Source organism: Stutzerimonas urumqiensis, assembly GCF_003640395.1.
In the GTDB taxonomy this organism is placed as follows: domain Bacteria; phylum Pseudomonadota; class Gammaproteobacteria; order Pseudomonadales; family Pseudomonadaceae; genus Stutzerimonas; species Stutzerimonas urumqiensis.
The window spans coordinates 166,994-188,205 of sequence record NZ_RBZQ01000002.1 but is presented as its reverse complement, the minus strand read 5'-3'; the positions used below and the strand labels follow the sequence as shown (position 1 = coordinate 188,205).

Genomic DNA, 21,212 nt, shown 5'->3' with positions numbered 1-21,212 from the left:
GGGCCCAAGGTGGGTGGCTGCGTCTTCCTTTCGCACCTCAGAGACCACGCCCCGGTGGGTGCGTTCAGCGCTGTCGCGGTCGGCTCAGCGCTGCTCGCTTTGCGGCGTGACCCGCAGGACCTCCTCGATGGTCGTGAGGCCGGCCGCGATCTTTTGCGCACCCGAGAGCCGCAGGCTGCGCATGCCCTCCTTGAATGCCTGCCGGCGCAGCGGGACGAGTTCGGTGTCGGCCTTGATCAGCGGCTTGATGCCATCGTTGAGCAGCATGATCTCGTAGACGCCGGCGCGCCCGCGGTAGCCCGTCTCGCGGCATTCGATACAACCCACCGCACGCATCGCGCCGGTCGGCAGCGGGGCGTTCCATGGGCGGGTGAGCGCCTGCCAGTCGTCTTCGTTCAGCGTGGTTGGCGCCTTGCAGTGCGGGCAGAGCGTGCGCACCAGCCGCTGCGCCATCACGCCCAGCAGCGTCGCCTTGAGCAGGTAATGCGGCACGCCGAGCTCGAGCAGGCGCGTGATGGCGCTCGGCGCGTCGTTGGTGTGCAGCGTCGAGAGCACCAGGTGCCCGGTCAGCGCGGCCTGGATGGCCATCTCGGCGGTCTCCAGGTCGCGGATCTCGCCGATCATGATGATGTCCGGGTCCTGCCGCATCAGCGCCCGTACGCCGCTGGCGAAGGTCAGGTCGATGTTGTGCTGCACCTGCATCTGGTTGAAGGCGCCCTCGATCATCTCGATCGGGTCTTCGATGGTGCAGACGTTCACCTCCGGCGTCGCCAGCTGCTTGAGCGTGGTGTAAAGCGTGGTGGTCTTGCCCGAACCCGTCGGGCCGGTGACCAGGATGATGCCGTTGGGCTGGCCGGTCATGCTCTGCCAGCGCTTGAGATCGTCCCCCGAGAAGCCGAGCTGGTCAAAGCTCTTGAGCAGGACTTCCGGGTCGAAGATCCGCATCACCATCTTCTCGCCGAACGCGGTCGGCAAGGTCGACAGGCGCAGTTCGACTTCGCCGCCCTCCGGCGTCTTGGTCTTGACGCGCCCGTCCTGCGGCTTGCGCTTTTCGGCGACGTTCATCCGCCCCAGCGTCTTCAGCCGGCTCACCACCGCCATCGTCACCTGCGGTGGAAACTGGTAGACGTTGTGCAACACGCCATCGATACGAAAGCGCACCGTGCCCTGTTCGCGGCGCGGCTCGATGTGGATGTCACTGGCCCGCTGCTGGAAGGCGTACTGGAACAGCCAGTCGACGATGTTGACGATATGCGCGTCGTTGGCATCCGGCTCCTGGTCGCTCGCGCCCAGGTTCAGCAATTGCTCGAAGTTGCCGATGCCGCTGACCTTCTGGTCGGTTGCGGTGGCGCCGGTGACCGAGCGCGCCAGGCGGTAGAACTCGTTGGTGAAGCGCTGAATGTCGGTGGGATTGGCCACCACCCGCTTGATCGGGCGCTTGAGCACGTGCGTCAGGTTCGACTCCCAGCCATGGGCGAACGGCTGGGCGCTGGCGATGGTGACGGCCTCGGGGCTGACCGCGACGGCGAGGATCTTGTGGCGCTGGGCGAAGGCGTACGACATCAACGGCGTGACCGCGGCGACGTCGATCTTCAGCGGGTCGATCCGCAGGTAGGGTTGCCCGGCCAACGCGGCAAGCCATTGGGTCAGCGTTTCGAGGTCGAGCGTCTTGCCGGGGCGGGTGCGGTCTTCGATCTGCTGCGCGGCGAGGAATTCCAGCGGATGCTGCTGACCGTTGGCGCTGCCGCGGCGGATGGCCAGGCATTGCTCGGCGGTGTCCTGGTCCATCCGGCCCTGTTCGACCAGTTCGCGCAGAACATCGTTGAGGTCGAGCATTCGATCGGAGGCGGCGGCAGTGTTGAAGAGGGACATCGGCGTTCCTTGAGTCAGCGATGAACAGATCGACCCTGCTCAGGATGCCGCAATCAGGACGCGCACGGTAGGAAGCAGTCGAGCATCGGCAGGGCCGACGCTCGTGCAGGGTGAAACGGTTAACGGAGGATTTGTGCCGGTTGGTCAGGCGGCAGCGAATTGGCCGGCGCGGTCGGCGCTGCGAAGGATGGATCGATCCCGCTCAGTTGAGCTTGCAGCTGGCGTGCAACATCGTCTCCCAGTGTCTGGGAAACTGCTCTGACCACGCGGCCGCGGTTCGGTGTGACCTGGACATCGGCTGCATTGATCAGCTTTACATCCTTGCCTTCGCCCGTGGCGGTGAAGGCGGCGACAATCTTGTAGGTACGGGTGTCGACCAGGCTGAAATCAGCGACCAGCGTCAGGCCGTACACCTTGGAGTAGCTGTCGGTGTGCTGGAGATCGTTCAGATCCTGGCGGAAGTCGAGATCCGAAAGGCTGCCGAATAGCACATAGTCCGCCCCCTTGAAGTCACCGTTGCGGATACGCGCGATGACGTCGTATACCCCTTCGTTCTGTTTGCCATGCGGTTTGCCCTGAACCAGCTCGAACTGGCGGGACTTAAGGATTGCGCCCTTGATATCGCCAGTGAACTTCTTCAGTTCGCCTTGTTCGAGGTAACTGTAGGTCGCCTCCAGTTCGTTGTACTGGCTACTGGACGAGCCAGAGAGGCCGTTGATCTGGGCCTGGCTGCTGGCATTGACGATATGGATGTAACCGCTGATGCGCTCTTCATACGCCAAGTCGGTAACCACGATTTTGGGGGATGCCTGGCACACCAGGCTCAGGCCGAATAACAGAAAACCGGTGAGTGCACGCATCTCAGCGCTCCGTGGTCTTGCGAATTTCCTTTTCGTCCATCCACTCGGCCAAGCCAGTCTCGACATCGACCAGTTGCAGGCTGAATTTGTAGAAGACGTCCTTGTAGTCACTGCTGCGTTTGACGATCGAGCTGATGCTGCCTTCCAAACGGTACTTGGCCGCCACCATGTTGCCCATCTGGCTGACGGTCGCATCCTTATAGAGGCCGCTCTGGTTTTGCAACTTGAGCTGGTCGACCTGGCTCTGCATGTCCGTGTTGTCGCTGGCGAAGCGTGCTGTTCCACTCTTCATCAGCTGCGTCTTGATGGATGTGGTGATTTCACGCGTGTCGATGTATTCGCTGGTCTTGTTCTTGACGTCGTAGACCTGAATAACAGGGCGAGCTTGCAGTACACCTGACTGAGCCAGTGAGCGCGCCATCGATTCGGCGATGCTTTGCAGGTCGGTCGAGCCGAACTCGTTGGTCACCAGTTCGATAGCCTTGGTGTCGCCGTAGCTAATGTTGCCACCGCCCAGTACGGGCGAGGCAGTCGAGGCGCAGCCAGTCAGCATGGCGGCAGCGGTGAGCAGGGCGAGGATACGAATAGACATGGCGGACCTTTAGCGGAAGAGGTTGACGGAGTTTTCGGGCGTCTGGACTTCGAGTCGGAAGTCCGTTGCCTGAGGAACCGGCGCGATCGCCGGGAGGTAGCTGGTCTGGGTGCCGTAAAGCGTCAGGCTTTTCCAGCTCTCTTCGGGAGCAACAGGGAAACCGTCGTCACCAAGCCAGGCAAAGCGGTAGTAGATCGATTTGTTCTTTGCGCTGGTGTTGGTCAGCGCGGCCTTCACGGTGAGAAAGCCGTTTTCACGGGCAACGCGCATGGCGCCGACTTCGATGTGCTTCATGCTTCCAAGCGAGACGATTTTGCTGGCCGCGCTACCAGGTGCAGGCGGAGGAGGTGTGGCGCAGCCAGTGGTGAGTAAAGCGATGGCGAGCAAAAGGGGACTGAATCGGGTCATGGATGTCTGGCTCACAGGGCCTGGGCGAGGCTTGTTGGAGTAGAAGGGGTGATTTGCACGGCTGGGCTGGCAGCGAAGGCTTGGCTTCCGATCATGCGTAGCGCGACCACCTGAAACGCTTGGTCTACCTTTACCTGCGCCTGCTGCCCATTCGGTAGGGTGATCAAATGTTCGCCATGTGGCAGACGTAGGCGGGCTACTAGCGTCTGGTCTGGCAACGTGCGCCAAGTACGCTCGTCGGCGCCCTCGGTCACCGCGGAAAACACGCCGACGGCCAGGCCCGCTAGCGGGCTTACGTTGTCGTTGAGCTGCTTTTGCAGAACGCTTCGGCTGATCGCTCGCACGCTGGTGCGCAGGATAATGCCGGGCATGTCATCGCGCAGCGCACGACGCGACATAGCATCAGTGTTGTTGAGCTGAACCAGCGGCAAGGCTTCTCCGTCAAGCAGGACGCCGCCTTGCAGGCCCGAACCCAGCTCGCTTTTGATCACTGGGAAGGACAGCGGGGTGATGATCAGCCCTGTCGTAGTCGGAATCGGCAGCGGAATCCGTACCGAATCGCGTGCAGGCGCCAGGCCGGCTTGCAGCACGATCAATACATCGCTTTGGCCGGACCCAGGGGCCGGAGCGTCGAGTTGGACCAGCGCTTGCTCGAGCAGTGGCTCGTTTGGATGCAGTTCGATCGCCTTGCGATAGCCTGGCGCAGCCAGACCCTTCTCACCCAGCGCTTCGTAGATGAAACCGGCCAAGTAGTGACTGAACGCGCTCTGGTAGCTATTTTTCAAGCTGAGCACTTCGGGCGCTTCCAGCGTTTGCACGGGATAGCCCTGGAGGTCGGTGTACTGCGCCGTGATGCCTTTTGCCTCTGCTTCCTCTTCGCGCTTGAGGTACTCACGATCGCGAAGCTCGCTGATGAACGCTTCCCGCTCGTGGGTTTTCTTGATGTCTGTACGCGCCTGCTCGAAGTGACCGCGCGCAAGGTGATTGAGCGCCATCTGGGTGGTGAGCATCACCTTCTCGTAGTCGTAACCTTCGTAGCGACGCACTTTGTCGTTGACCAGCAGGCTGCCAAATTCGGCCAGGTATTTCTCTGGGTCGGCCTTGATCGTGTCCTCCCACTGAGTGACCGTTCGATCGGCCACCGCCCAGGCGGCCTGGCTGGCATCAAGGTCGCCCTTGGTGCGCAGCAATTCGCCTTTCTCGAGGTAATAGAGAAGGTCTTTATCGTCACCGCTGTTGTTTTTTTCGAGCAGGACGAGCGCGGCATCGACGTCGCCGGCCTGGATGTGCTGGTTGACGGCAGTGAGCTCGGTTTCATAGCTGCGAAAGGTTTCGCAACCGCTAAGCAGCAAGCCCAGCAGGGCGACTGCCGAGCAGGAGAGTCGGGTCATGGAAGGTATTTCCGTCCGTGGATTGAGGCGTGAGGGCAGCGTGCCGCTAGGCGTGTCCTACCGGTGGCGACTGTCCTGGTGAAGCCGCGCGGCAGCAGCTGTGCGCAGCGAGCGCAATATTAAACTGCCACCACTGAGCTGTGCTAGCCGTATAGAGCCTTCCATTGGCCCTTCGTATGGGCTATCCGCATAAGCCGGTCAGCGGCGGCTGAGCAGCTTCCAGCTCTTGAGCGACTGGAGCGTGCGTAGCTGTTCGGTCCGCGCGTGCTGGATCGGTTCGTCCGTGGCGGCGGTCGCCAGGGCATGCAGCTTGGACAGCTCGCCATAGAGGCGGTCGGCTTCCGGCACGTCGACCGCGGCGCGGGCGAGGCGCAGCCAGACCCGCATGCGTTCCAGTCGGGGGAGCTGCTCGGCCAGGCCTTCCGGCCGGTTGGCGTAGCTGGGGAGGGCGAGGGCCTTGGCTTCTTCGGCCAGTTCACGGGTCAGCCAGTTGCCGAGTTCCGCGGCGCCCTGGCGGTTGCCGCGGTCATTGCGACCTTCTTGCCAGTCGCGGCCGAGCAGCCAGCGTGATGCCCGTAGCGAGAAGAGCCCCCAGCGGGGTTGGGCCAGCTCGTCGGCGAACAGCGCCGGAGCCGTATGGCGCAGGCTTTCATCGCTGGCGCCGGCCAGCACGCGAGGCCGCCAGCTGTCGAGCAGGCCGTCCAGGCTCTCGCGCAGCTCCCGTGTGCTGGCGCGCGGCGCGGCCTGCCCGAGGCTGCCGAGCAAGGCACGCAGGTCGATCAGCTGTTCCAGCCACTCGCTGAGAAGCGACCAGTGGCCATTGAAGCGGTACTGCTCGGCCAGACGTTGGCTGCTACCAAGCAGGTGCCAGGCGAGGGCGGCGAAGGCGTCGTCGAGCGTGGTCTGGGCCGTGACGAGCGGCAATGGCAGGCTGAGCACGTAGCTGGCCGGGTCATGCAGCCGGTAGCCGCGCTCGGCCTTGCTGATGTCGCAGGGCATCAGGGGCAGGTCGGCGGCGAGCTCCGCGGCCAGCTCCAGCAGGGCCGCCGGCTCGCCTTGGCGCAATTCGAGCTCGAGCTCGCAGATTTCTTCCTGCGCCTCGCCGGCCACCACCTGGCCGAGGTCCAGTGCGGCCTCGATGACCACCTTGGCCTTGCCGCGCCCCCAGGCGATTTCGGCTTTCTCCCGGACGAAATCGGTGGTGAAGATCGGTGCGAGGCGCTGCTTGTCGAGATCCGCCAGGCTGGCCGGCCAGCAGTCATCGGTCAGTCGCGATGGATCGAGCTGCGGCGCGTCGAGGTACCAGTCCCACTCGTTGCGCTCGGACAGCCCGGCGACGCTGTTGCCGCGCGTCTTGAGCGTCTGGATGTAGGTGTCGCCGTCGCGGCGCAGGCGCAGCGCGACCCGCGCCTGGGCGAGCGCTCGGGTATCGGTGTCGAAGTACTGGTTGGTCAGCGCATGGCGCTGCCAGCCGCTCTTGTTCCGCTTTTTCAGCAACGGGTGGTCGCGTAGGGCGAGCAATGTGCCGCGGCTGGCGCGTAGCTTGATTTCGGTTTCTTTCTGCATGGTGCCGGGCAATGCCTATAGTTTCGGAAATCTGTGCGATCGATCGCATTGTGGCGGGCATCAGGTGCCGCTCGTATACTTGCCGCCTTTTCCAGCCGGGGGTTTCCCTATGCCTACGAATCCTTTCGTCAGCCTGTTCGGGCGTTCGCCCATCGGGCCGATGCAACAGCACATGGCCAAGGCCCACGAATGCGCTGCCAACCTGGTGCCGTTTTTCGAGGCGGCAATGGCGAAGGACTGGGAGCGGGTCGAGCAGATCCAGAAGGAGATGGCCCGGCTGGAGAACGAGGCCGACAAGATCAAGAAGAACGTACGTCAGCACCTCCCGATGAGCCTGTTCCTGCCGGTGCCGCGCTCGGACCTGCTGGAGCTGCTGAGTGTACAGGACAAAATTGCCAATCGTGCCAAGGACATCGCCGGCCTGATGCTGGGCCGCTGCATGACGGTTCCCGAGCCGCTGCAGCCGCAGATGACCGCCTTCGTGCAGCGCTGCGTCGAGGCCAGCTCCCAGGCCAACAAGGCCATGTGCGAGTTCGATTCGCTGCTCGAAACCGGCTTCAGCGGTCGTGAGGCCGTGCTGGTCGAGCAGATGGTCCAGGAGCTGGAAGACATCGAACGTGATACCGACCGTATGCAGATCACGGTTCGCCGTGAGCTGTACAAACTGGAAAAGGACTTGCCGCCGGTCGATGTGATGTTTCTCTACAAGGTCATCGAATGGGTGGGCGACGTCGCCGACCGTGCCGAGCGAGTCGGCAACCGACTGGAACAATTGCTGGCGCGCTAAGGCGCCAGCGTCCTTTTCTGGGTTCTACAGGATCGTTTTATGTCTCTGATCGCGGATTACGGCTTCGTACTCCTGGTGCTGGCCTGCGCCTTCGGTTTTTTCATGGCCTGGGGCGTCGGCGCCAATGACGTGGCCAATGCGATGGGTACCTCGGTGGGGTCGCGTGCGCTGACCATCAAGCAGGCGATTCTCGTCGCCATGGTCTTCGAATTCTGCGGCGCTTACCTCGCCGGTGGCGAAGTGACCGAGACCATCAAGAGCGGCATCGTCGACATCGATTCGATGACGCCCGACCTGCTGGTGCTGGGCATGATGTCGGCGCTGCTGGCGGCGGGCACCTGGCTGCTGGTCGCCTCGACCAAGGGCTGGCCGGTGTCGACGACGCACTCGATCGTGGGCGCGGTGATCGGCTTTGGTGCCGTCGGTGTGTCGATGGATGCCGTGCATTGGGCCGGCGTCGGTCCGATCGTGGCCAGCTGGGTGATCTCGCCACTGCTGTCGGGTTTCGTCGCCTTCGGCCTGTTCATGAGCGTGCAGAAACTCATCATCGACACCGATAACCCTTTTCAGAGCGCCAAGCGCTACGTTCCGCTGTACATGTTCCTGACCGGCTTCATGGTCGCGATCATGACGCTGTCCAAAGGCCTCAAGCACATCGGTCTGGATCTCAGCGGCGGTGAGAGCCTGTTGCTGGCCGTGGTGGTCGGCGGCGTGGTGATGCTGGCGGGCATCGCCCTGTTGAGCCGCATCAAGGTCGACACCGAGGCCGACCGTACCTTCCACTTTTCCAGCGTCGAGAAAGTGTTCGCGGTGCTGATGATCTTCACCGCCTGCGCGATGGCCTTCGCCCACGGCTCGAATGACGTGGCCAATGCGGTCGGTCCGCTGGCCGCCATTGTCGACGTGATCCAGAGCAGCGGGGCCGCCGCGATCGATGCTCAATCCACCGTGCCGGGCTGGGTGCTGCTGCTGGGCGCGATCGGTATCGTCGTCGGCCTTGCGACCTACGGCTACAAGGTGATCGCGACCATCGGCAAGGAAATCACCGAACTGACGCCCAGCCGTGGCTTTGCGGCCGAGCTGGCGACCGCGACAACCGTCGTTGGCGCCTCGGCCATCGGCCTGCCGGTCTCGACCACCCACACGCTGGTCGGCGCCGTGCTCGGCGTCGGCCTCGCCCGTGGTATCGGCGCGCTGAACCTCGGGGTGATCGGCAAGATCTTCATGTCCTGGCTGGTCACCCTGCCGATCGGCGCCGTGCTGTCGATCATCTTCTTCTTCATCCTGCAGGCGATCTTCCTGTAGGAACGGGCCTCTGCCGGCTCCGGCAACCGCGACGTGTGCAGTGCACCGTCGCGGGCGTTCGATTCGTGCTTCACTGAAGTGCATCGACGTCAGGAGGTCGCCCTTGAATGTCCCCTCGCTGAAACAACAGTTCGCCGCCCTCATCGCAGCGCCTTCGGTCAGCTGCACGCAACCGGAGCTGGATCAGAGCAATGCCGGCGTGATCGACCTGCTGGCCGACTGGCTCGGCAGCCTGGGTTTCGCCTGTGAATGCCAGCTGATCGCGCCCGGCAAGTACAACCTGCTCGCGACCCGTGGCAGCGGGCCTGGCGGCCTGGTGCTGGCCGGGCACAGCGATACCGTTCCCTTCGACGAGGCGCTCTGGCGGGCCGATCCGCTGACGCTGCGCGAGGCCGACGACCGCTGGTACGGCCTTGGCGCCTGCGACATGAAAGGCTTCTTCGCGCTCGTCATCGAGGCCGTGCGGCCGCTGTTGGACCAGCCGTTCCGTCAGCCGCTGATCATTCTCGCCACGTGCGACGAGGAAAGCTCGATGTCCGGTGCGCGGGCGCTGGCCGACGCCGGCAGGCCGCTCGGCCGCGCCGCGGTGATCGGCGAGCCGACCGGGCTGCGGCCGGTGCGCCTGCACAAGGGCGTGATGATGGAGCGGATCGATATCCTCGGGCAGAGCGGGCACTCCTCGAATCCGGCCTACGGTCGCAGTGCGCTGGATGCGATGCACGCCGTGATGGGCGAGCTCATCGCGCTGCGGGGCGAGTGGCAGCAGCAGTTTCGCAATCAGATGTTCAGCGTGCCGCAGCCGACCCTCAACCTCGGTTGCATCCACGGCGGCGACAACCCCAATCGCATCTGCGGCCACTGCGCGCTCGAGTTTGATCTGCGGCCCTTGCCCGGCATGCAGCCCGACCAGCTGCGCATGATGATCCGCGAGCGCTTGCGACCGGTTGCCGAGCGCCATCAGGTGCAGCTCGATTTGGCGCCGCTGTTCCCTAGCGCACCCGCGTTCGAAGAGCCGGCCGGCAGCGAGCTGGTGCGCCTCGCCGAGCGCCTGACCGGGCACTGTGCCGAGGCGGTGGCGTTCGGTACCGAAGCCGCTTATCTTCAGCAGCTCGGCTGCCAGACGCTGGTGCTCGGCCCTGGCGACATCGCCTGCGCGCACCAGCCGGACGAGTACCTGGACCTGGCGCGCATCGAGCCCACGGTGACCGTGCTGCGCCAGCTGATCGGGCACTATTGCCTGAGCCCGATGTTCGAAACCTGAAGCCGGCCGGCGCGGCCCGGCCCTTCGTCCCGCCACAAGGCCCCTGAATGCACGACTACGTCACCTGGCTTCGCGACTCCTCTCCGTACATCAACTCGCACCGCGACCGTACCTTCGTGGTGATGCTGCCGGGCGACGGCGTAGCGCACGCCAATTTCCCCAACATCGTCCATGACCTGGTGCTGCTTCACAGCCTCGGCGTCCGGCTGGTGCTGGTGTTCGGCTCGCGCCCGCAGATCGAGGCGCGGCTGGGCGCTCGCGGGCTGACGCCGCGCTTTCACCGCGACCTGCGAATCACCGACACCCCGACCCTCGAATGCGTCATCGATGCGGTTGGCCAGATGCGCATCGCACTCGAGGCGCGCCTGTCGATGGACATGGCGGCCTCTCCGATGCAGGGCGCGCGGCTGCGCGTGGCCAGCGGGAATTTCGTCACGGCGCGGCCGATCGGCGTGGTCGATGGCGTGGATTACCACCACACCGGCGAGGTGCGGCGGATCGACCGCAAGGGCATCGGCCGGCTGCTCGACGAGCGCACCATCGTGTTGATCCCGCCGCTGGGCTATTCGCCGACCGGTGAAATCTTCAACCTCGCCTGCGAGGACGTCGCCACCCGCGCGGCCATCGACCTGGCGGCCGACAAGCTGGTGCTCTACGGCGCCGAGCCGGGCCTGCTGGACGGCGACGGCAAGCTGGTTCGGGAGCTGCGCCCGCAGCAGATTCCCGCGTACGTCGCGCGGCTGGGCGGCAATTACCAGGCCGAGTTGCTCGATGCGGCGGCGCAGGCCTGCCGGGGCGGGGTGCGGCGCAGCCATGTGGTGAGTTATGTCGATGACGGTGCGCTGCTCAACGAGCTTTTCACGCGCGACGGTGCCGGTACGCTGGTGGCGCAGGAGCAGTTCGAGCAACTGCGCGAGGCGACCATCGAGGATGTCGGCGGCCTGATCGACCTCATCACGCCCCTGGAAGAGCAGGGCATCCTAGTGCGGCGTTCGCGCGAGGTGCTGGAGCGGGAAATCGAGCAGTTCAGCATCGTCGAGCGTGACGGCCTGATCATCGCCTGCGCGGCGCTATACCCGATCGCCGATTCCGACGCCGGCGAACTCGCGTGCCTGGCGGTCAATCCGGAGTATCGGCACGGCGGTCGGGGCGACGAGCTGCTCGAGCGCATCGAGGCGCGCGCCCGGCAGCTGGGCCTGAAAACGCTGTTCGTGCTGACGACCCGCACGGCGCACTGGTTCCGCGAGCGCGGCTTCGAGCCGAGCGGCGTCGAGCGCCTGCCCGCCGCCCGCGCGTCGCTCTACAACTTCCAGCGCAATTCGAAGATCTTCGAGAAAAGGCTGTAAGGCGGGAAACGCGCGGCAGCAGGAGCGCTGAATTCACACGCGGGCCCCGGCATGAGGCCCGCTGTTCTGCCGGATCGAGCGGCTGCGAAAACGATCAGGCGCTGGGCGGGCTGGCGAGGCTTTCCTGATAGGCGCGTACGAAGCTGTCGAAGTCGACGCTGTCCTGCGCCTCGAGTTGCGCTTGCTCATCGTGCGAGCGGCTGGCCAGCTGTTCGAAGCGCGCCAGCTCGTCACCCACCACCGGTTGCCGCCGGAAGTACTCCGCGTGCGCCAGGCTCTGGCGGTAGGCGAAGCGGCTGAAGCTCTCACCCTGGCTGCGCATCTGCTCGAGGATCTGCGCCGACGGCGTCAGTGCCGGGTCGGCGATCTTCGCCTGCTGAACGATCACCGCCTGGCGATGAAGGTCCTGGTGGCCGGCACGGTCGAGCAGGACGGCAACCTGCTGGATCTGCTCGAGCAGCGCGGTGGCCCAGTCGCGCATCGCGATCGGTGAACCGCCGCGCGCCAGCATCAGGCCGGGGCGCCGTCCCTCGGTGACGACCGTGAGGAAATTGTCGGTGCAGGTCTGGCATTCGCCGTTGGCCAGCAGCGGGCTGTCGGCCAGCGCGCAGAACAGCAGGAAGGCGTCCATGAACAACGACTCGGTCAGGTCGATGCCCATCGGCAGGAAGGGGTTGATGTCCAGGCAGCGCGCCTCGACATACTGGATGCCGCGCTCCTGCAAGGCGTGGATCGGGCGCTCGCCAGGCCGCGTCACGCGCTTGGGGCGGATGCTCGAGTAGTACTCGTTTTCGATCTGCAGGACGTTGGTGTTGAGCTGGATCCATTGCCCGTCGCGCTGGGTGCCGATCGCCTCGTAGGGCGGGTACGGCGTGCTGACGGCCCGGTGCAGGCTGCGGGTGTAGCTGCTCAGCTCGTCGTAGCAGGGTGTGAGCCCCGCCTGGGCATTGTTCTGGTAGCCCAGGTCGCTCATGCGCAGGCTGGTGGCGTAGGGCAGGTAGAGCGTGTCGGCGTCGAAGGCTTCCAGCTGGTGATCGCGCCCGCGCAGGAAGCCGGCATCGAGTGCGGGCGAGGCGCCGAACAGGTACATCAGCAGCCAGCTGTAGCGGCGGAAGTTGCGGATCAGTGCGAAGTAGCTCGCCGACTGGTAGTCCTGCACCGAGCGGCCATCGCCGTCGACCTGCTGCAGCAGGGGCCACATGGCCTCGGGCAGCGAGAAGTTGTAATGAATGCCGGCGATGCACTGCATGGCCTTGCCGTAGCGCACGGCCAGGCCCTGACGGTAGACGTGCTTGAGCCTGCCGAGATTGGAGCGGCCGTATTCGGCGATCGGAATCAGCGGCTCCTCGGGCAATGGACAGGGCATCGACGGGCTCCACAGGTACTCGCCGGCCAGCTTGGCATAGGTGAACCGGTGGATGTTTTCGAGCTCGTGCAGCGTCTGCGCCGGGTCGGTCGAGGTTCCGGTGATGAACTCGAGCAGCGGTTCGGCGTAGTCGGTGGTGATGTGCGGGTGCGTGAGGGTCGAGCCGAGCGCCGCCGGGTGCGGCGTCAGCGCCAGCTGTCCCTGGGTGTCGACGCGCAGGCACTCGCGCTCGATCCCGTGCAGGCACTGCGACAACAGCGGAAGGTGGGCAGGCTCGGCCAGCAGCGCCAGGCGTTGGGTGAAAAGGTCGCTCAATTATCGGATTCCTTCACGCGTCGATCGGCCCAATATGGGGGTGTGGCGTGCGCCCTACAAGAGGGGCGCGATGGACACGGTCGTCGCGTGTCGGCGGCACCGCCCGCCTGCGCGATTAGGCAAGGCGGGCGGCCAAGGGTTCGCCGTCAGACCACGGCGAAGGTCGCCTGGGCCTTGGCGACCAGCTTGTCCTGCTGGTGCACCTCGGCTTCGATGACCTGGGTGCGCCGGCCGTTGTGCACGACCCAGGCGCGGCACTGGATTTCGCCTTCCTCCACGCCGCGGATGTAATTCACCTTGCACTCGAGCGTGACGGCCTTGGCTTCGCCGCCGTTGAGGCTGTGGCTGGCCTGGCCCATGGCCGTGTCGATCAGCGAGAACAGCGCGCCGCCGTGCAGCTTGCCGCGCACGTTGCGCAGCCCGTCGTGCATGGTCAGGCGCAGCACGGCCTGGCCATCGGCGGCCTCGAGAATCTCCAGCCCGAGCAGGCGCCCGAAGGCGCTGCTGGTGCCGACCGCTTCCTGACGAACGCTCATGTCACTTCCTCAGTTGCTTGGCGTTGGCGAACAGCGCGGCCATCGCCGGGTTGGCCGGGGCCTTGGTCTCCTGACGAGGCCCGCCGCGCTCGGCCGGCTTGCCCTTGCGCGGGTTGCCGCCGCCGCGCGGCCCCTCGACCTTCTCGCCCGGTGTGTCGCTCATGCGCATGGACAGCCCGACGCGGTTGCGCGGGATGTCCACCTCCATGACCTTCACCTTGACGATGTCACCGGCTTTGACCACTTCGTACGGGTCTTTGACGAATTTCTCCGACAGGGCGCTGATGTGCACCAGGCCATCCTGATGCACGCCGATGTCGACGAAGGCGCCGAAGTTGGTCACGTTGGTGACCACGCCCTCGAGCACCATGCCTGGCGTCAGGTCGCTGAGCTTCTCCACGCCTTCCTGGAACTCGGCGGTCTTGAACTCGGGGCGCGGGTCACGGCCGGGTTTGTCCAGCTCGCCGAGGATGTCGGTCACCGTCGGCAGGCCGAAGGTCTCGTCGGTGAATTTCTTCGGGTCGAGGCGCTTGAGGAAGGCCGAATCGCCGATCAGCGAGCGGATGTCGCGGCCGGTGTCCTGGGCGATGCGCTTTACCAGCGGATAGGTTTCCGGGTGCACGGCCGAGGCATCGAGCGGGTTGTCGCCGTTCATCACGCGCAGGAAGCCCGCCGCCTGCTCGAAGGTCTTGTCGCCCAGACGCGGCACCTTCTTCAGGTCGCTGCGCGACTTGAAGGCGCCATTGGCGTCGCGGAACTGCACGATGTTCTGCGCCAGCGTCGCGTTGAGGCCGGAGATGCGTGCGAGCAGGGCGGCCGAAGCCATGTTCACGTCCACGCCGACGGCGTTCACGCAGTCCTCGACCACCGCGTCGAGCGAGCGGGCCAGCTTGAGCTGGGAGACGTCGTGCTGGTACTGGCCGACGCCGATGGACTTCGGATCGATCTTCACCAGCTCGGCCAGCGGATCCTGCAGGCGACGCGCGATGGACACGGCGCCGCGCAGCGACACGTCGAGATCGGGGAATTCCTTTGCCGCCAGTTCGGAGGCCGAGTACACCGAAGCGCCGGCCTCGCTGACCATGATCTTGGTGAGCTTGAGGCCCGGCACCTTCTTGATCAGCTCGCCGGCCAGCTTGTCGGTCTCGCGGCTGGCGGTGCCGTTGCCGATGGCGATCAGGTCCACGCCGTGCTTGGCGCAGAGCTTGGCGAGCACGGCGAGGGTGCCGTCCCAGTCGTTGCGCGGCGCGTGCGGGTAGACGGTGGCGGTGTCGAGCAGCTTGCCGGTGGCGTCGACCACCGCGACCTTGCAGCCGGTGCGCAGGCCGGGGTCGAGCGCCAGCGTCGCGCGCGGCCCGGCCGGCGCGGCGAGCAGCAGGTCGTGCAGGTTGCGGGCGAACACGCCGATCGCCTCGTCCTCGGCGCGCTCGCGCACCTCGCCGAGCAGGTCGGTTTCCAGGCTGGTGTAGAGCTTGACCTTCCAGGTCCAGCGCACCACTTCGGCCAGCCACTTGTCGGCGGCGCGGCCACGGCTGGAAATACCGAAGCGCTCGCCGATCATCGTCTCGCACGGGTGCATCGTGCCCGGCGCTTCATCGCCCACCTTCAGCGCGATCGACAGCACGCCCTCGTTGCGTCCGCGGAAGATCGCCAGCGCACGGTGCGAGGGCACGCCCTTGAGCGGCTCGTCATGTTCGAAGTAATCGCTGAACTTGGCGCCCTCGTTCTCCTTGCCGGCCACCACGCGCGCGGCGAGGGTGGCGTTGTCCTTGAGGAAGCTGCGCAGTGTCGCCAGCAGGTCGGCGTCTTCGGCGAAGCGCTCCATGAGGATGTACTTGGCGCCGTCGAGCACGGCCTTGACATCGGCGAAGCCCTTCTCGAGGTCGACGAAGCGTTCGGCTTCGGCTTCGGGATTCAGTTCGGGGTTGTCGAACAGGGCGTCGGCCAGCTCGCCGAGACCGGCTTCCAGAGCGATCTGGCCCTTGGTGCGGCGCTTCTGCTTGTAGGGCAGGTAAAGGTCTTCGAGGCGCGTCTTGGTGTCGGCGAGGTCAATCTCGCGCTTGAGTTCGGGCGTCAGCTTGCCCTGTTCCTCAATGCTGGAAAGGATCGCGGCGCGGCGATCGTCCAGTTCGCGCAGGTAGCGCAGGCGTTCCTCGAGGTTGCGCAACTGGGTGTCGTCGAGGCTGCCGGTGACTTCCTTGCGGTAGCGCGCGATGAAGGGCACGGTCGAACCCTCGTCGAGCAAGGCGACGGCGGCGGCGACCTGTTGCGGGCGCACGCCCAGTTCTGCGGCGATTCGGGAATTGATGCTGTCCATGAGGGTCCTGCTGCGGGCTTGAAGGCGGCCTGCCGGCCGGAAAAGCGGGCGATTATAGGGGAAACGCCTGGTCCAGGGCCTGGGTTGCCCCGGCGGGTGGGATGACGAGCATCGCTGGCTTGCTGTGTCCGAACCGGCCCAATGACGAAAAATCTGCTAACAATGGCCGGCAAAGGAACGGGCCGCAGGGCGCGCATAATGCCGGCGCCCTAGCGGGCGCACCTAAAGGAGCCTCCATGAGCAGCACCGCCATAGCGCCCGAGGGCGAGAAGATTCTGGTTGTCGACGACGATGCACGGCTGCGTCGCTTGCTGGAACGATTTCTCGACGAGCAGGGCTACCGCGTTCGCACGGCGGAAAACACCGAGCAGATGAACAAGCTGCTGGGCCGTGAAATCTTCCACCTGGTGGTCCTGGACCTCATGCTGCCGGGCGAGGACGGCCTGTCGGCCTGCCGGCGTCTGCGCGAGGCCGACAACCAGATCCCGATCATCATGCTGACCGCCAAGGGCGACGAGAGCAGCCGCATCCAGGGGCTGGAAATCGGCGCTGACGACTACCTGGCCAAGCCCTTCAATCCGCGCGAACTGCTGGCGCGGATCAAGGCGGTGCTGCGCCGCCAGGCGCCGGTCGTGCCTGGCGCGCCGGCGAGCGAGGACCAGGTCGTCACCTTTGGCGACTACGCCCTCTCGCTGGCCACGCGCGAGCTCAAGCGCGGCGAGGAGGTGCACATGCTCACCACCGGCGAATTCGCCGTCCTCAAGGCGCTGGTGCAGCACGCTCGCGAACCGCTGACACGCGACAAGCTGATGAACCTCGCCCGCGGCCGCGAGTGGGATGCGCTGGAGCGATCGATCGACGTGCAGATTTCCCGCCTGCGCCGCCTGATCGAGCCCGATCCCTCCAAGCCGCGCTATATCCAGACGGTCTGGGGCGTCGGCTATGTGTTCGTGCCCGATGGCAACAAGTAAGCGCCGACAACAGCGTCGCAGGCCCGAGGCCGAGCGGCGCTTCGGGTTGCGCCGTTTCTTCCTGCTTCCCTGTCTATAGCGCGTCGTTCGGCTCTTGTATGAAGACCCCGCTCTGGTTTCCGCAAAGCTTCTTCGCCCGCACCCTCTGGATGGTGCTGATCGTCGTGCTGTTCTCCAAGGTGCTGATGCTCGGCTACCTGATGATGAACGAGGACATGCTCGTCGACCGCCAGTACAGCCACGGCGCGGCGCTGACGCTGAAGGCCTACTGGGCGGCCGATCCGGAAGACCGGCCGCGTATCGCCGAGGCCGCCGGCCTGCGCCAGGCCCGGGCCGAGGAAGAGGTGCCCCCAGGCGAGTACCACTGGCCCTATTCCGTGATCTTTCAGAACCAGATGCAGGTCGAACTGGGCCCCGACACCGAGGTGAGGGTCCGCGTCCAGCCGACGCCTTCGCTATGGGTACGCGCCCCGCGGCTGGGTGACGGGTGGGTCGAAATTCCGTTGTATCCCTATCCGCTGCGCGCCCAGCGCATCTGGAGCGTGGTCGGCTGGTTCCTCGGTATCGGCCTGCTGTCGACGGCCGCGGCCTGGGTCTTCGTCAGCCAGCTCAACCTGCCGCTCAAGCGCCTCGTCTACGCCGCGCGCCAGGTGGGCCAGGGCCGCAGCGTGCGGCTGCCGGTCAGCGATACGCCCAGCGAGATGACCGAGCTCTATCGCGCCTTCAACCAGATGGCCGAGGACGTCGAGCAGGCGGGCCGCGAGCGCGAACTGATGCTCGCCGGCGTCTCCCATGACCTGCGCACGCCGCTGACCCGGCTGCGCCTGTCGCTCGAACTGATGGCGACCGACGCCGAGCTGACCGAGGAGATGGTTCGCGACATCGAGGACATGGACGCTATCCTCGATCAGTTCCTCGCCTTCGTCCGCGACGGCCGCGACGAGCCGGTCGAGGACACCGACCTCGGCGCGCTGATTCGCGAAGTGGTCGCGCCGTACAACCAGCACCACGAGCAGATCGGCCTGCACGTCGAGCCAATGCCGCGCCTGGCGCTGCGCCGGGTGTCGATCAAGCGGCTGCTGGTGAACCTGATCGAGAACGCCCTGCGCTACGGCGGCAAGGGGGTCGAAGTGGCCGCCTGCGTCCTCGGTGACCGGCAGGCGCCGTACGTGGTGCTGAGTGTGTTCGATCGCGGCGTCGGCATCGATCCGAGCGAGCTGGACGGCATCTTCAATCCCTTTATCCGGGGCGACCGCGCGCGCGGTGGCAAGGGCGCGGGATTGGGGCTGGCGATCGTCAAGCGTATCGCCGCGCAGCATGGCGGCATCGTCGAACTGCGCAACCGCGAAGGCGGTGGGCTCGAAGCGCGGGTCAGCCTGCCGCTCGGCCTGCTGCTGCCGCGCGACGCTCACGGCGTGGCCTAAGGGCGTCGCGCGGTCTCGGCTCGATCAGCCCTTGCCGCGGGTGCGGGTCAGGTTCGGCCCGGCGTTCTTTTCGAGGTACTGGAAGATCATGCCGGCGACGTCCTTGCCGGTCGTCTGCTCGATGCCCTCGAGCCCCGGCGAGGAATTGACCTCCATCACCAGCGGCCCGTGGTTGGAGCGCAGGATGTCGACCCCCGCGACGTTGAGGCCCATGACCCTGGCCGCGCGAATGGCCGTGACGCGCTCCTCGGGGCTGATCTTGATCAGGCTCGCCGAGCCGCCACGGTGCAGGTTCGAGCGGAATTCGCCCGGCTTGGCCTGGCGCTTCATCGCGGCGATGACCTTGTCGCCGACCACGAAACAGCGGATGTCGGCGCCGCCGGCCTCGCGGATGTACTCCTGCACCATGATGTCCTGCTTGAGGCCCATGAAGGCCTCGATCACCGATTCGGCGGCCTTTTCGGTCTCGCAGAGCACCACGCCGATGCCCTGGGTGCCTTCGAGCACCTTGATGACCAGGGGCGCGCCGTTGACCATGCGGATCAGGTCGGGGATGTCATCGGGCGAGTGGGCGAAACCGGTGACCGGCAGCCCGATGCCCTTGCGTGACAGCAGTTGCAGCGACCGGAGCTTGTCGCGCGAGCGGGCGATGGCTACCGATTCGTTGAGCGGGAAGACGCCTTGCATCTCGAACTGCCGCAGCACGGCGCAGCCATAGAAGGTCACCGAGGCGCCGATCCGCGGGATCACCGCATCGAAGCCCTCCAGCGGTTTGCCGCGGTAATGGATCTGCGGCTTGTGGCTGGCGATGTTCATGTAGGCGCGCAGGGTGTCGATGACCACCATCTCGTGCCCGCGCTGCTGGCCGGCCTCGACGAGTCGGCGGGTGGAATACAGGCGCGGATTGCGCGAAAGAATGGCGATCTTCATGGGGCACCAGGGGTGAGCATCTGCGGTTTGTCTTGCATGTAGGTCTTCGCCGGATCGATCAGCCAGTGGCCGTCGCCCAGCGCCTTGGAGCCGAGCAGCACGCGATAGCGCATGGTCTTGCGGCAGGTCAGGGTGAATTCGACCGGCCAGGCGCGGTCGCCCAGCGCGAGCAAGGTGCGGATCACATAGCGGGTCTGCGCTTGGCCGTTGGAGCTCTTGATGATCTTGCAGGCGACCAGCGGCGCTTCGCAGCGGTGGCGGCGCTGCACCAGCGTGCCGAGGTGGGCGGTGAAACGTACCCAGGACTTGCCATGGCGCTCGAACGGCACGATATCGGTGGCATGCAGCGCCGAGGTGGCGGCGCCGGTGTCGATCTTGGCGCGCAGGCCGACGACACCGAGATCGGGCAGCGCGATCCACTCACGCAGACCGATCACTGTGGGGGTTTTTGCGGTCATCGAAGGGTTCCGGCCAAAGTGCGCGCATTCTTAACATGGCTGCATGACAACTGCATCCCGTCTGCTTCAGGCTAGGACAACGACGCGACACGAGTGACACATGAGCGAGAACGACGACGACAAGGTCCGCCTGGACAAGTGGCTCTGGGCGGCACGTTTCTACAAGACCCGCGCGCTGGCCAAGGCCGCGATCGAGGGCGGCAAGGTGCAGATGCGCGGCGAGCGCTGCAAGCCGGGCAAGGAGCCGAGGGTCGGCGACGAACTGACGTTGCGCACCGGATACGACGAGCGCACGGTGGTCGTGCGGGCGTTGTCCGGGGTGCGTCGCGGCGCGCCCGAGGCGCAGGCGCTCTACGAGGAAACCGCCGACAGCATCGCCCGCCGCGAACAGGCCGCCGCGCTGCGCAAGGCCGGGGCGCTGGGCCTTGCCACCGATGGCCGGCCGAGCAAGAAGCAACGCCGCGACCTGCATCGCTTCCGCGCGGAGCACGATTAGCGCGGCGTTGACCGCCGTCGCTTTCACCCTAGAATGCGGTCCCTTTTTCGCCCGGTTCCGGCCGTCTGGCCCCTTGCATCAGGTACGCCCATGCTCGATCTCGATTTCACCCAGCGCTTTCTTTTCGACGACACCGACGTGCGTGGCGAGTGGGCCGGCCTCGAACGCAGCTACGCCGAAGTGCTCGCCAAACACCCCTATCCCGAACCGGTCGCGGCCCTGTTGGGCGAGCTGCTGGCCGCCGCGGCGCTGCTGGTCGGTACGCTGAAGTTCGACGGCCTGCTGGTGCTGCAGGCGCGCTCGGCCGGCGCCGTCCCGCTGTTGATGGTCGAATGCTCCAGCGCGCGGGAAGTGCGCGGCATCGCCCGTTATCACGCCGAACAGATCCAGCCGGGCGCCAGCCTGGGCGAGCTGATGCCCGAGGGCGTACTGACCATGACCGTCGACCCCACGCGCGGCCAGCGCTATCAGGGCATCGTCGGCCTCGAAGGCGCGACGCTCGCCGAGTGCCTGTCCGGCTACTTCGCCACCTCCGAGCAGTTGCCGACCCGCTTCTGGCTGAACGCCGACGGCCGCCGCGCCTGCGGCATGCTGCTCCAGCAGTTGCCGGCCGACCGCCGCCGCGAACCCGAGGCGCGCGAAGCCGACTGGCAGCACCTGACCACCCTCGCCGATACCCTGACCGCCGAAGAGCTGCTGAGCCTGGACACCGAGACGCTCCTGCGCCGGCTGTACCACCAGGAGCAGGTTCGCCTGTTCGACCGGCAGCCGATCGAATTCCGCTGCAGCTGCTCGCGCGAGCGCTCGGCCAGCGCGCTCACCAGCCTTGGCCAGCATGATGCGCAGCTGCTGCTGGACGAGCAGGGCGGTCGGATCACCATCGACTGCCAGTTCTGCAACCAGCGCTACGAGTTCGATGCCGCCGACGTCGCCCAGCTGTTCGCAGGCGGCGGCAGCGACGCGCCGGGCACGACCCGCCACTGACTCCCCGGTCGACGCCGGCCGAGACGC

General features: G+C 65.8%; 19 protein-coding genes. 8 read left to right on the top strand and 11 right to left on the bottom strand.

What is annotated here, in order from left to right; genetic code table 11:
- Positions 1 to 84: 84 nt before the first annotated feature.
- The 6 genes from tfpB to D7325_RS04235 form a co-directional block, all read right to left on the bottom strand.
- Positions 85 to 1,872, bottom strand: coding sequence for a type IV pilus assembly ATPase TfpB (gene tfpB, locus D7325_RS04260; RefSeq protein WP_120994294.1), 1,788 nt, complete (start codon positions 1,870 to 1,872; stop codon positions 85 to 87).
- 119 nt (positions 1,873 to 1,991) lie between these two features.
- On the bottom strand, positions 1,992 to 2,732 hold the full coding sequence (locus D7325_RS04255) for a penicillin-binding protein activator LpoB (RefSeq protein WP_120994293.1): 741 nt from the start codon (positions 2,730 to 2,732) through the stop codon (positions 1,992 to 1,994).
- A gap of 1 nt (position 2,733) precedes the next feature.
- Entirely contained in the window at positions 2,734 to 3,324 is a 591-nt protein-coding gene (gene lpoB / locus D7325_RS04250) for a penicillin-binding protein activator LpoB (RefSeq protein ID WP_120994292.1), read from the bottom strand.
- 9 nt (positions 3,325 to 3,333) lie between these two features.
- Complete coding sequence (locus D7325_RS04245; protein ID WP_120994291.1) at positions 3,334 to 3,732, bottom strand: YcfL family putative periplasmic lipoprotein; 399 nt, start codon at positions 3,730 to 3,732, stop codon at positions 3,334 to 3,336.
- An 11-nt stretch (positions 3,733 to 3,743) separates the two neighbouring features.
- Positions 3,744 to 5,123, bottom strand: coding sequence for a COG3014 family protein (locus tag D7325_RS04240; RefSeq protein ID WP_120994290.1), 1,380 nt, complete (start codon positions 5,121 to 5,123; stop codon positions 3,744 to 3,746).
- Positions 5,124 to 5,321: 198 nt separating this feature from the next.
- The gene (locus tag D7325_RS04235) at positions 5,322 to 6,689 is read right to left on the bottom strand and encodes a CYTH domain-containing protein (protein WP_120994289.1); all 1,368 of its coding nucleotides are present in this window, start codon (positions 6,687 to 6,689) and stop codon (positions 5,322 to 5,324) included.
- Positions 6,690 to 6,798: 109 nt separating this feature from the next.
- Between D7325_RS04235 and D7325_RS04230 the strand changes: the two genes are divergently transcribed.
- From D7325_RS04230 to argA, 4 genes are all read left to right on the top strand, one after another.
- Positions 6,799 to 7,476, top strand: coding sequence for a TIGR00153 family protein (locus D7325_RS04230; RefSeq protein WP_120994288.1), 678 nt, complete (start codon positions 6,799 to 6,801; stop codon positions 7,474 to 7,476).
- Positions 7,477 to 7,515: 39 nt separating this feature from the next.
- Positions 7,516 to 8,781, top strand: a complete 1,266-nt coding sequence (locus D7325_RS04225; RefSeq protein WP_120994287.1) for an inorganic phosphate transporter — start codon at positions 7,516 to 7,518, stop codon at positions 8,779 to 8,781.
- Positions 8,782 to 8,884: 103 nt separating this feature from the next.
- Positions 8,885 to 10,042, top strand: coding sequence for an acetylornithine deacetylase (gene argE / locus D7325_RS04220; protein WP_120994286.1), 1,158 nt, complete (start codon positions 8,885 to 8,887; stop codon positions 10,040 to 10,042).
- A gap of 47 nt (positions 10,043 to 10,089) precedes the next feature.
- Entirely contained in the window at positions 10,090 to 11,388 is a 1,299-nt protein-coding gene (gene argA, locus D7325_RS04215) for an amino-acid N-acetyltransferase (RefSeq protein WP_120994285.1), read from the top strand.
- Between the two features lie 94 nt (positions 11,389 to 11,482).
- Here the strand turns inward: argA and gshA are convergent, their stop codons facing one another.
- The 3 genes from gshA to D7325_RS04200 all read right to left on the bottom strand — a co-directional run bounded on the left by gshA (position 11,483) and on the right by D7325_RS04200 (position 15,922).
- Positions 11,483 to 13,069 carry a glutamate--cysteine ligase gene (gshA, locus tag D7325_RS04210; RefSeq protein WP_120994284.1) on the bottom strand — a complete coding sequence of 529 codons (1,587 nt, stop codon included), beginning with the start codon at positions 13,067 to 13,069 and terminating at the stop codon, positions 11,483 to 11,485.
- Between the two features lie 146 nt (positions 13,070 to 13,215).
- Entirely contained in the window at positions 13,216 to 13,605 is a 390-nt protein-coding gene (locus tag D7325_RS04205) for a PaaI family thioesterase (protein ID WP_120994283.1), read from the bottom strand.
- Position 13,606: 1 nt separating this feature from the next.
- The gene (locus D7325_RS04200; protein ID WP_120994282.1) at positions 13,607 to 15,922 is read right to left on the bottom strand and encodes a Tex family protein; all 2,316 of its coding nucleotides are present in this window, start codon (positions 15,920 to 15,922) and stop codon (positions 13,607 to 13,609) included.
- Between the two features lie 236 nt (positions 15,923 to 16,158).
- On the opposite strand from D7325_RS04200, the gene ompR reads away from it, so the two are divergent.
- Positions 16,159 to 16,893: an osmolarity response regulator transcription factor OmpR gene (gene ompR, locus D7325_RS04195; protein ID WP_120994281.1), complete on the top strand. Its 735-nt coding sequence runs from the start codon at positions 16,159 to 16,161 to the stop codon at positions 16,891 to 16,893.
- Between the two features lie 98 nt (positions 16,894 to 16,991).
- Positions 16,992 to 18,317, top strand: coding sequence for an ATP-binding protein (locus D7325_RS04190; RefSeq protein WP_120994280.1), 1,326 nt, complete (start codon positions 16,992 to 16,994; stop codon positions 18,315 to 18,317).
- A 24-nt stretch (positions 18,318 to 18,341) separates the two neighbouring features.
- On the opposite strand, the gene rimK is transcribed toward D7325_RS04190, so the two are convergent.
- Positions 18,342 to 19,247, bottom strand: coding sequence for a 30S ribosomal protein S6--L-glutamate ligase (rimK, locus tag D7325_RS04185; RefSeq protein WP_120994279.1), 906 nt, complete (start codon positions 19,245 to 19,247; stop codon positions 18,342 to 18,344).
- Complete coding sequence (gene rimB / locus D7325_RS04180) at positions 19,244 to 19,705, bottom strand: retropepsin-like aspartic endopeptidase RimB (protein WP_120994278.1); 462 nt, start codon at positions 19,703 to 19,705, stop codon at positions 19,244 to 19,246. Before rimB ends, rimK begins: the two co-directional genes overlap by 4 nt.
- A gap of 100 nt (positions 19,706 to 19,805) precedes the next feature.
- Between rimB and hslR the strand changes: the two genes are divergently transcribed.
- Entirely contained in the window at positions 19,806 to 20,201 is a 396-nt protein-coding gene (gene hslR, locus D7325_RS04175; RefSeq protein ID WP_120994277.1) for a ribosome-associated heat shock protein Hsp15, read from the top strand.
- Between the two features lie 90 nt (positions 20,202 to 20,291).
- Positions 20,292 to 21,185: an Hsp33 family molecular chaperone HslO gene (gene hslO / locus D7325_RS04170; RefSeq protein WP_120994276.1), complete on the top strand. Its 894-nt coding sequence runs from the start codon at positions 20,292 to 20,294 to the stop codon at positions 21,183 to 21,185.
- The last annotated feature ends 27 nt before the right edge of the window (positions 21,186 to 21,212 follow it).

Excerpts from the sequence above, each read along its gene's own strand:
- tfpB (WP_120994294.1), bottom strand. The coding sequence starts at position 1,872 with ATGTCCCTCTTCAACACTGCCGCCGCCTCCGATCGAATGCTCGACCTC.
- D7325_RS04255 (WP_120994293.1), bottom strand. The coding sequence starts at position 2,732 with ATGCGTGCACTCACCGGTTTTCTGTTATTCGGCCTGAGCCTGGTGTGC.
- lpoB (WP_120994292.1), bottom strand. The coding sequence starts at position 3,324 with ATGTCTATTCGTATCCTCGCCCTGCTCACCGCTGCCGCCATGCTGACT.
- D7325_RS04245 (WP_120994291.1), bottom strand. The coding sequence starts at position 3,732 with ATGACCCGATTCAGTCCCCTTTTGCTCGCCATCGCTTTACTCACCACT.
- D7325_RS04240 (WP_120994290.1), bottom strand. The coding sequence starts at position 5,123 with ATGACCCGACTCTCCTGCTCGGCAGTCGCCCTGCTGGGCTTGCTGCTT.
- D7325_RS04235 (WP_120994289.1), bottom strand. The coding sequence starts at position 6,689 with ATGCAGAAAGAAACCGAAATCAAGCTACGCGCCAGCCGCGGCACATTG.
- D7325_RS04230 (WP_120994288.1), top strand. The coding sequence starts at position 6,799 with ATGCCTACGAATCCTTTCGTCAGCCTGTTCGGGCGTTCGCCCATCGGG.
- D7325_RS04225 (WP_120994287.1), top strand. The coding sequence starts at position 7,516 with ATGTCTCTGATCGCGGATTACGGCTTCGTACTCCTGGTGCTGGCCTGC.
- argA (WP_120994285.1), top strand. The coding sequence starts at position 10,090 with ATGCACGACTACGTCACCTGGCTTCGCGACTCCTCTCCGTACATCAAC.
- D7325_RS04205 (WP_120994283.1), bottom strand. The coding sequence starts at position 13,605 with ATGAGCGTTCGTCAGGAAGCGGTCGGCACCAGCAGCGCCTTCGGGCGC.
- D7325_RS04200 (WP_120994282.1), bottom strand. The coding sequence starts at position 15,922 with ATGGACAGCATCAATTCCCGAATCGCCGCAGAACTGGGCGTGCGCCCG.
- ompR (WP_120994281.1), top strand. The coding sequence starts at position 16,159 with ATGAGCAGCACCGCCATAGCGCCCGAGGGCGAGAAGATTCTGGTTGTC.
- D7325_RS04190 (WP_120994280.1), top strand. The coding sequence starts at position 16,992 with ATGAAGACCCCGCTCTGGTTTCCGCAAAGCTTCTTCGCCCGCACCCTC.
- rimK (WP_120994279.1), bottom strand. The coding sequence starts at position 19,247 with ATGAAGATCGCCATTCTTTCGCGCAATCCGCGCCTGTATTCCACCCGC.
- rimB (WP_120994278.1), bottom strand. The coding sequence starts at position 19,705 with ATGACCGCAAAAACCCCCACAGTGATCGGTCTGCGTGAGTGGATCGCG.
- hslR (WP_120994277.1), top strand. The coding sequence starts at position 19,806 with ATGAGCGAGAACGACGACGACAAGGTCCGCCTGGACAAGTGGCTCTGG.
- hslO (WP_120994276.1), top strand. The coding sequence starts at position 20,292 with ATGCTCGATCTCGATTTCACCCAGCGCTTTCTTTTCGACGACACCGAC.